At 41.9% G+C, this 6,834-nt stretch carries 6 protein-coding genes; all 6 read right to left on the bottom strand.

Annotated elements, in window-relative coordinates; translation table 11 throughout:
- Positions 1-52: 52 nt before the first annotated feature.
- Positions 53-2,293 carry a MucBP domain-containing protein gene (locus A5875_RS21675; RefSeq protein ID WP_207114406.1) on the bottom strand — a complete coding sequence of 747 codons (2,241 nt, stop codon included), beginning with the start codon at positions 2,291-2,293 and terminating at the stop codon, positions 53-55.
- A gap of 270 nt (positions 2,294-2,563) precedes the next feature.
- Positions 2,564-3,130, bottom strand: a complete 567-nt coding sequence (locus A5875_RS21670) for a hypothetical protein (protein WP_088935631.1) — start codon at positions 3,128-3,130, stop codon at positions 2,564-2,566.
- Complete coding sequence (locus A5875_RS21665) at positions 3,123-4,382, bottom strand: AAA family ATPase (RefSeq protein ID WP_176244774.1); 1,260 nt, start codon at positions 4,380-4,382, stop codon at positions 3,123-3,125. Before A5875_RS21665 ends, A5875_RS21670 begins: the two co-directional genes overlap by 8 nt.
- Positions 4,383-4,518: 136 nt before the next feature.
- Positions 4,519-5,280 carry a hypothetical protein gene (locus tag A5875_RS21660; RefSeq protein ID WP_088935629.1) on the bottom strand — a complete coding sequence of 254 codons (762 nt, stop codon included), beginning with the start codon at positions 5,278-5,280 and terminating at the stop codon, positions 4,519-4,521.
- A 123-nt stretch (positions 5,281-5,403) separates the two neighbouring features.
- Positions 5,404-5,712 (bottom strand): thioredoxin, encoded by a 309-nt coding sequence (gene trxA / locus A5875_RS21655; protein ID WP_088935628.1) that lies wholly within the window; start codon positions 5,710-5,712, stop codon positions 5,404-5,406.
- 14 nt (positions 5,713-5,726) lie between these two features.
- Positions 5,727-6,653 (bottom strand): thioredoxin-disulfide reductase, encoded by a 927-nt coding sequence (gene trxB, locus A5875_RS21650; RefSeq protein WP_176244795.1) that lies wholly within the window; start codon positions 6,651-6,653, stop codon positions 5,727-5,729.
- Positions 6,654-6,834 lie beyond the last annotated feature (181 nt).

Here is a 6,834-nt window from a genome sequence, read left to right as displayed (position 1 = left end):
AAAAAGGACTCCACCCTTTTGTTGCAGGATGGAGTCATCTTATTTTACTTAATTAAATACGGCGTTTTCTGACGAAGATCATCAACGCAGAAACGCTGATCACCAAACCTGCGAAGACCAGCAGATTTGACAGAATATTATTTTCACCCGTTTTAGGTAAGACTTTCTGACTGGCAGATCTAGCCCACGTTACGATCGAATGTCTGCCTGGATTAGCAGTATTCGTTGATGTATTGGCTAACGTCGTCCCTTTCTTGTAGACATAAGTCACCAGAACATCCTTCTCGCCAAATTTACCTTTAGCATTTGTCGGTAATTTATCTTCAACTAGTTGATAATCACCGATCTTGCTTAGCTTATATTCTGCCGTTGTCACATCATAGTCCACGCCGATTTTTCCAGTAATCGTTTGAGAATCACGCAGCTCTTTGCCCGCTTCGTCCACATATTGAACCGTGACTTTGCTGGCGGCTGATGGTACTGAATTTTTCTTATAGTGATAAACGACTGTCTGCGTTGCTGCTTCGATTGTGCCGGTGCCGTTTGTTGGCAGCTTGCTTTCATCTAAAACATAATCATCTATCGTTGCTAGTTTGTACTCTGGGGTTGTTGCATCATACCCATCGCCGACATTTCCGCTGATCGTTTTCGATGCGCGGATTTCTTTATCTGCTTCGTCCACATATTTCACTGTCACCTTGTTAGTTACTGGCAGTACTGGATTTTTCTTATAATGATAGACAATTGTTTGGGCTGCTGCTTCGATTGTGCCGGTGCCATTTGTCGGCAGCTTGCTTTCGTCTAAAACATAGTCATTAATCGTTGCTAGTTTGTACTCTGGGGTCGTCGCATCATATGCGTCGCCAACATTGCCCGTAATTGTTTTCGATGCGCGGATCTCTGCATCTGCTTCGTCCACATATTTCACGGTAACCGTACTAGTCACTGGCGGCACTGGATTTTTCTTATAACGATAAACGACTGTTTTCGCTGTAGCATCCAGTGTACCTGTTGCATTCGTTGGCAATCGTGTGACATCCAGCTCGTAGTCGTCGATCGTATCAAATTTATAGTCGGCGGTCGTCGCATCATAGGCGTCACCGATATTTCCGCTAATCTTTTTCTCTGTCTGAATTTCCTCGTCATCTTCATTTAAATACTTGACGGTCACATCAGCAGCTGGTGTAGCTCGTTGAATTGGGATCAAGGCTGAAAGTCCATATTCAGTCCGTTGAAATCCTCGAGCAAAGATGCCGTAATTAACCAAAATATACTCTGCCGGGTCTGGAATACCAAAGAAAACCATTCCTTCTTCGGTTAGCATCGGTGAACCCGTCCCCAATACTACCTTATTCGCATTTAAAAATTGAACATTTGGTAGAGGCGCACCACTTTGATCCGAAAGAAGGGAATACCCATTTGCTGCTTTCAAGACATTTTGCGAGTATACGATATCTCCATCATGATCCGCTGCGATACTTAATGCTGGCAACTCTAAAGGATTGTTTCGCGTATAATCTGTACTGGAAAAAACTCCTTTTCCTACGTCTGCTGTTATTCCTAAAGAAGAAAAATCAGTCATATCCGTTGAAATAACCCGCAGAATATCGGTCGGGTTCAGGCGATTGATCTCCGCTCCTACTCCGGTCAATTCAGCCGAAGGAATGCCGCTGTCGTTATTTCCTTGAATAGCTAATTGTTTCACGGTTCCGGTAGGTACAATGTGAGACAAAACATTGGGCCGCACATAGGCAAAAGCCCCTTCTCCTAACTTAATATCGGGAATATTGATGGCTTTTATATACGTTGTATTAAGGTTTAAGATCCCAGTCGCATATTGCAGCCCGGTAAAGTCGATGACTGTTTCGGCTGGAAATAGGGATGGATAGACGTCAAAGGTCAGATCGGTTAGATTAGCCATCATCTCTTTGGTCAAGTCTTCGGGATTCACCGTGGTGCTTTTATTACTAAGCTTTACGGCCACGAGTTTCCTTAGATTCTCATCGGGCATCCACGTTTCTACGGCTTCTGCTCTTGGTGTCCGTTCCACCTTTTTTTCCTTTGTTTCACTCGTAGTACTGCTGGTCTGCTTAACAGAACTAGCTGTTTCTTGCTTTATCGTACTTGAAGCGGTCGGCTGTACTTCCTTTGTTTCGGTGCTTGCTGTTGTTGCCGTCGAGATACTTTCAGCTGCTACCTGAAAAGGAAAACTGGAAAGCATTACCGTACTCACTAAAACCAAAGAAAAACCACGTTTCATTCTATTTTTAAAACTCCTATTCACATTCTTCACTTTATTCCTCCTAATAACTTTTCGAAATATAACATCATTATAACCATAATTTTTCGAAAAATAAATGACTTTCCGAAAAAATTAATAGAAAAATAATTCTAATATCTTTCTAAAGAAATTATCCACTAATATATACACTAGAATATAATCGTTTAAAAACTAATTTAAGCACAAACAACCCCAGATCCGCTTTCACACAAAAAAACAAGGCCCCAAATCAGCCTGTGATTTGGGGCCTTGTTGATTAAAATCCTATCTATCGTCATTATTTCAAAATATCAACCAATCGAATGTCATCTTTTCCTTTATACTTCTGTTTATTTTTACTAGCGTAGGCTTTATCGCTGTGACTAAACAATCGCCATCAAAAGTAGCTTTTATGAACTGTTTACTTTTTATCCTACTCGCCTTCATCCCCAACTCGTCCGCCAGAAATTTTGACGGCTTTCTCCAATTTGATTTTTTCTGATTCGTATATTTTTGAAATAAACCAAAATGATGAATGGCCAGCATTTCAATCTCTGGTGTCGTAATGACTTTGACAATCATGTTTAATTTTTCTTTGTAAAGAGCTTTTATTTTTAGCGAGACATCATTATCTTGGATCAGCAGCAAATGAACGTCACGCGTTCCAAAGTCCATTGACAAAACACTACTCTCCAAGTATTTTCCTAATTTCTGATTAAAGGTCTTTTCCAAGATTTCCTCTTCAAATAAGTCTGTTTTAGAAAAAACTAATTTGTCCGCTTCTAACAAAATCTCCATATAATATTTTTCAGAATTCCCTTCACATCCAACTAAGATCAAGGTGTTCTCGTTCATCTGATAATTACTCATGTGGTTCACCCTTGGACTCAGCCTGTGAAGCTTTCTTCTGCAAATCCTTAAACACATCCCAATAGGCTTCATAGCTGGGAGAGGTTCCAAACACACCGCTTAAAATCAAGTCACTATTTTTGTAGGCAGAACGGTTTTTTCCTTCTGGCTCTGCTAAAACATTTAGTCCCTTCAGCGAAATAAGTCCATCCTGCTTTTTTAAGACCTTGATGGCATCTTTTCGTTCGACTACATCTAAAAGCTCGCTATAATGCGTTGTAAAAACTAGTGTCGCATTGTTAACGTTGACTTTGCTGCAAAAAAATGAGATTACATTTTGAACAATAATTTTGTTGAAATGGTTCTCGATTTCATCAACTAGTAAATACCCACCGCAGCTCAGCACATTTGAAATCTTATTAAATAGATACATCCCCTTTAATGTACCTGATGACAGCAAACTTCTCAGCTCACCCTCGTTTACCAGACGCTCTGGCTGATTCTTAAACTTGATTCGATAGGTCAGCGAAATATTCCGCTTGCTCTCTTCATCATAGTGGGATTGCTCTCTGGCGATCTCTAATTTCTCAATTCCTTCATCAAGATACTTAACAACATTCAGATCAATTTTCGAGAAATCCACTTCCATCCGGTTGGTCGCTGATAACGTATCTTCAACATATCCTTCGATCAAAGTTTCCCCCTCTTTTCTTATCAAAGAAGGAATGATCGATTGATCTGTTTTCAAAAATTTACCCGCGGTAGTCTTAAGAATGTCCGCCCTTTCTGTCTGCTCTCCAGTCCTATCCGTACTTTCAGCGATGAAATCAGATTTCTTTGATAGATACGTTGTTTTCACCGTAGACAATCTTTCATTCAGAAACTCCAAGTGTGTTCTGCCGCCCATAGCAGAGTTTTTTACCATTTGCGAACTAGCGTAATGGACGCAGTCGCCTGTCCAAAAAACCATTTCAATCACAGTTTTTCCATGAAACAAGTCATAATAGCTCTTATCATAATTCAGCCCTTTATCTAAAACAAAAACATCCAAAATGAATTTTAGCAGTTTTAAGGTCGTCGTTTTTCCTGAAGCATTTATGCCGGCTACCGCAACGACATTCTGTTTATAGGTATTCTTATACACCGATTCAACAACATGCTTTTCCCGTTCTTTCTCAAAAACTCTTTGAGACGTTAAAAAATCAAATTCAAATCGATTCTCTTCAAAGATCGACAAACCATCGATCGAGACATTCAACAACTTCGGTTTCATCGGAATTCCTCCCTTCATTACCTCTTTTTATCATTTTAAGCAAAAATATTGCACAAAGCAACAAAACACTCGATAAAAAAGGTAACGAATCTACATTTTTTTGTGATTCGTTACCTTTTATACCTGATCTATTAATTTAATACCTCTGAATCAGCTCCTGCAGCTTCTCTTGTGCCGCCTGATCTTCTGAGATTTGGAAAGCCACTCCCGGCGTATACTCGCCGATACTCCCATCATCGTCATATTCGCCAAATCCCGTGTTGGTACTCAACATCTCACCGTTGCCTGATTTTAGTTCATACACGACACCATTGTCCCCCAGCAAATACTTGCTCACAGGCTTCGTAAAATCCATTTTTGCCGAATAATTTTCTGCGAATGAACCAGCGGCAAGCTCTTGCTCGCCTATCCCGCCATCCTTTGACGTATAAAAAACGCAGCCGCCAATCGCCCGAATCGGAAACGCATTTTTCCCAGGCTGACCATTATTTTGAACTTGGACCTGTCCATCAGGGGTATTCGCGTACCAGTCGCCGCGCCCCGCTGCCCCATGATCAAAATACCACCCACTGACCGCCATATTTCCGATTGCTGCACGCTGGCCTGCCCATTCAAGAAACGCCAGATTAATTTGCTCTCTTTGGGCATCGCTCAGACGAACCCCTTGACTTGCCACGGATTCCGTCTCACTAGAACTCTGCGTCGTTTGGGTATCAGTCGTTTGAGTATCGGAGGATCGAGTTGACACGCTTTCTGACGTTGCCGGGTCGCTTTTGGCGGTTACAGAGACCTTGATTTCTGTCGAACTTGCCGGCGTATCAGCCTCTTTCCCAGAACTGCAGCCGGATAATAGAAATACGGAACAAACGCCTAACAGCGCATAGCGGATTATTTTCATTATGTTTCCTCCCAATATCTTTTTCAAGGATTATTCTGTTATATTATACGCCAAAAAGACCCTAGATAACAGGTCCAACTGACAGCCTATCCGTCAGCGCTCATTATCTAGGGTCGATTGATTTTAAGCGAATTGATTCAATACTTCGGTCACTTGATCCTTGCTATGAACGCCGATCAGCTTATCCAAAATTCTGCCGTCTTTTTTGATAATCATTGTCGGAATACTCATGATTCCAAGTTCTGAAGACGTTTCAGGATTCTCATCAACATTCATTTTCATCAAGGTTGCCTTATCGCCTAATTCTTCTGCCACCTGCTCCAAAATCGGCGATTGCATCCGGCACGGTCCGCACCATGGCGCCCAAAAGTCGATTAGCACTAATCCATCATTGGTTTCATTTGCAAATTCTTGATCATTAATTTCTCTCATTTTCTTCACCTATCCTAAACAGTTATTGTTGAAAGCTCTTCAATATATTTGTAAGCCTCTTGACCAGCAATACTGCCATCGCCAACGGCTGTGGTAATTTGACGCAGTTCTTTTTCCCGCACATCGCCAATCGCAAAGATTCCGGAAACCGCCGTGCGCATCCGATTATCCGTTTCGATCCAGCCCTGATCGTTAACGATCCCTAGATCAAGGAAAGGCTCCGTGATCGGATCTAACCCAACATAAATGAAGACCCCGTCAGCCGAGACTTCTTTGGTTTCCTCCGTTTTCGGATTTTTTAAGATCGCAGAGGTCACCTTCATGGCATCGCCTTTGATTTCATCGATCACCGCGTCCCATTCAAAGAAGATCTTTTCATTATTAAAGGCCCGCTCTTGAATGATTTTCTGAGCTCTCAAGGCATCTCTGCGATGAACGATCGTCACCTTCGAAGCAAATTGCGTCAGATAGATGGCTTCCTCAACGGCAGAATCACCGCCGCCCACCACTAACAGCTCCTTATTTCTGAAAAAGGCACCATCACAAACCGCACAGTAGGAAACACCCATGCCGGAATACTTATCTTCCCCTGCAACATTCAATGTCCGATGGACCGCGCCAGTGGCGATGATCACCGTTCGGCTCAAATACGTTTCATTTGAACCAACGACTTTTTTAAGCGCATCCTGCTCTTCGATTTTTTCAACCGTGTCATATTTCAAGGCGACGTCAAATTTTTCCGTCCCTGCCAGCATCTTCATCGATAGATCCGGTCCTAAGATCGATTCAAAGCCCGGATAGTTTTCGATTTCGGCGGTGTTGTTCATTTGACCGCCGGGCAAGCCCTTTTCCAATAACAAAACCGATAAATTTGAACGAGCCGCATACAAAGCCGCGGTCATTCCCCCCGGTCCAGCTCCAATAATTACAACATCATAGATCATGTTCATTCTCCTTCTTCATATTAAGGTATTCATTTTTTTACAAAAATGAGTCTGAGTTTCATCCGTATATCATTCTGCTAAAGTGCTCGAATTTGGGTTTTCATTAGATTCAGTGTTCAGCTTTGCGAGACTTATTTCTGCCAAAAGCAGAACTGACATCCTTCTTCATACTAATGTA

The organism is Enterococcus sp. 3H8_DIV0648 (genome assembly GCF_002140655.1).
In the GTDB taxonomy this organism is placed as follows: domain Bacteria; phylum Bacillota; class Bacilli; order Lactobacillales; family Enterococcaceae; genus Enterococcus_A; species Enterococcus_A hulanensis.
Note: the sequence above shows the minus strand (reverse complement) of the source record. Positions and strands in the feature narration are given on the sequence as shown.

Excerpts from the sequence above, each read along its gene's own strand:
- A5875_RS21670 (WP_088935631.1), bottom strand. The coding sequence starts at position 3,130 with ATGAGTAATTATCAGATGAACGAGAACACCTTGATCTTAGTTGGATGT.
- A5875_RS21665 (WP_176244774.1), bottom strand. The coding sequence starts at position 4,382 with ATGAAACCGAAGTTGTTGAATGTCTCGATCGATGGTTTGTCGATCTTT.
- A5875_RS21660 (WP_088935629.1), bottom strand. The coding sequence starts at position 5,280 with ATGAAAATAATCCGCTATGCGCTGTTAGGCGTTTGTTCCGTATTTCTA.
- trxA (WP_088935628.1), bottom strand. The coding sequence starts at position 5,712 with ATGAGAGAAATTAATGATCAAGAATTTGCAAATGAAACCAATGATGGA.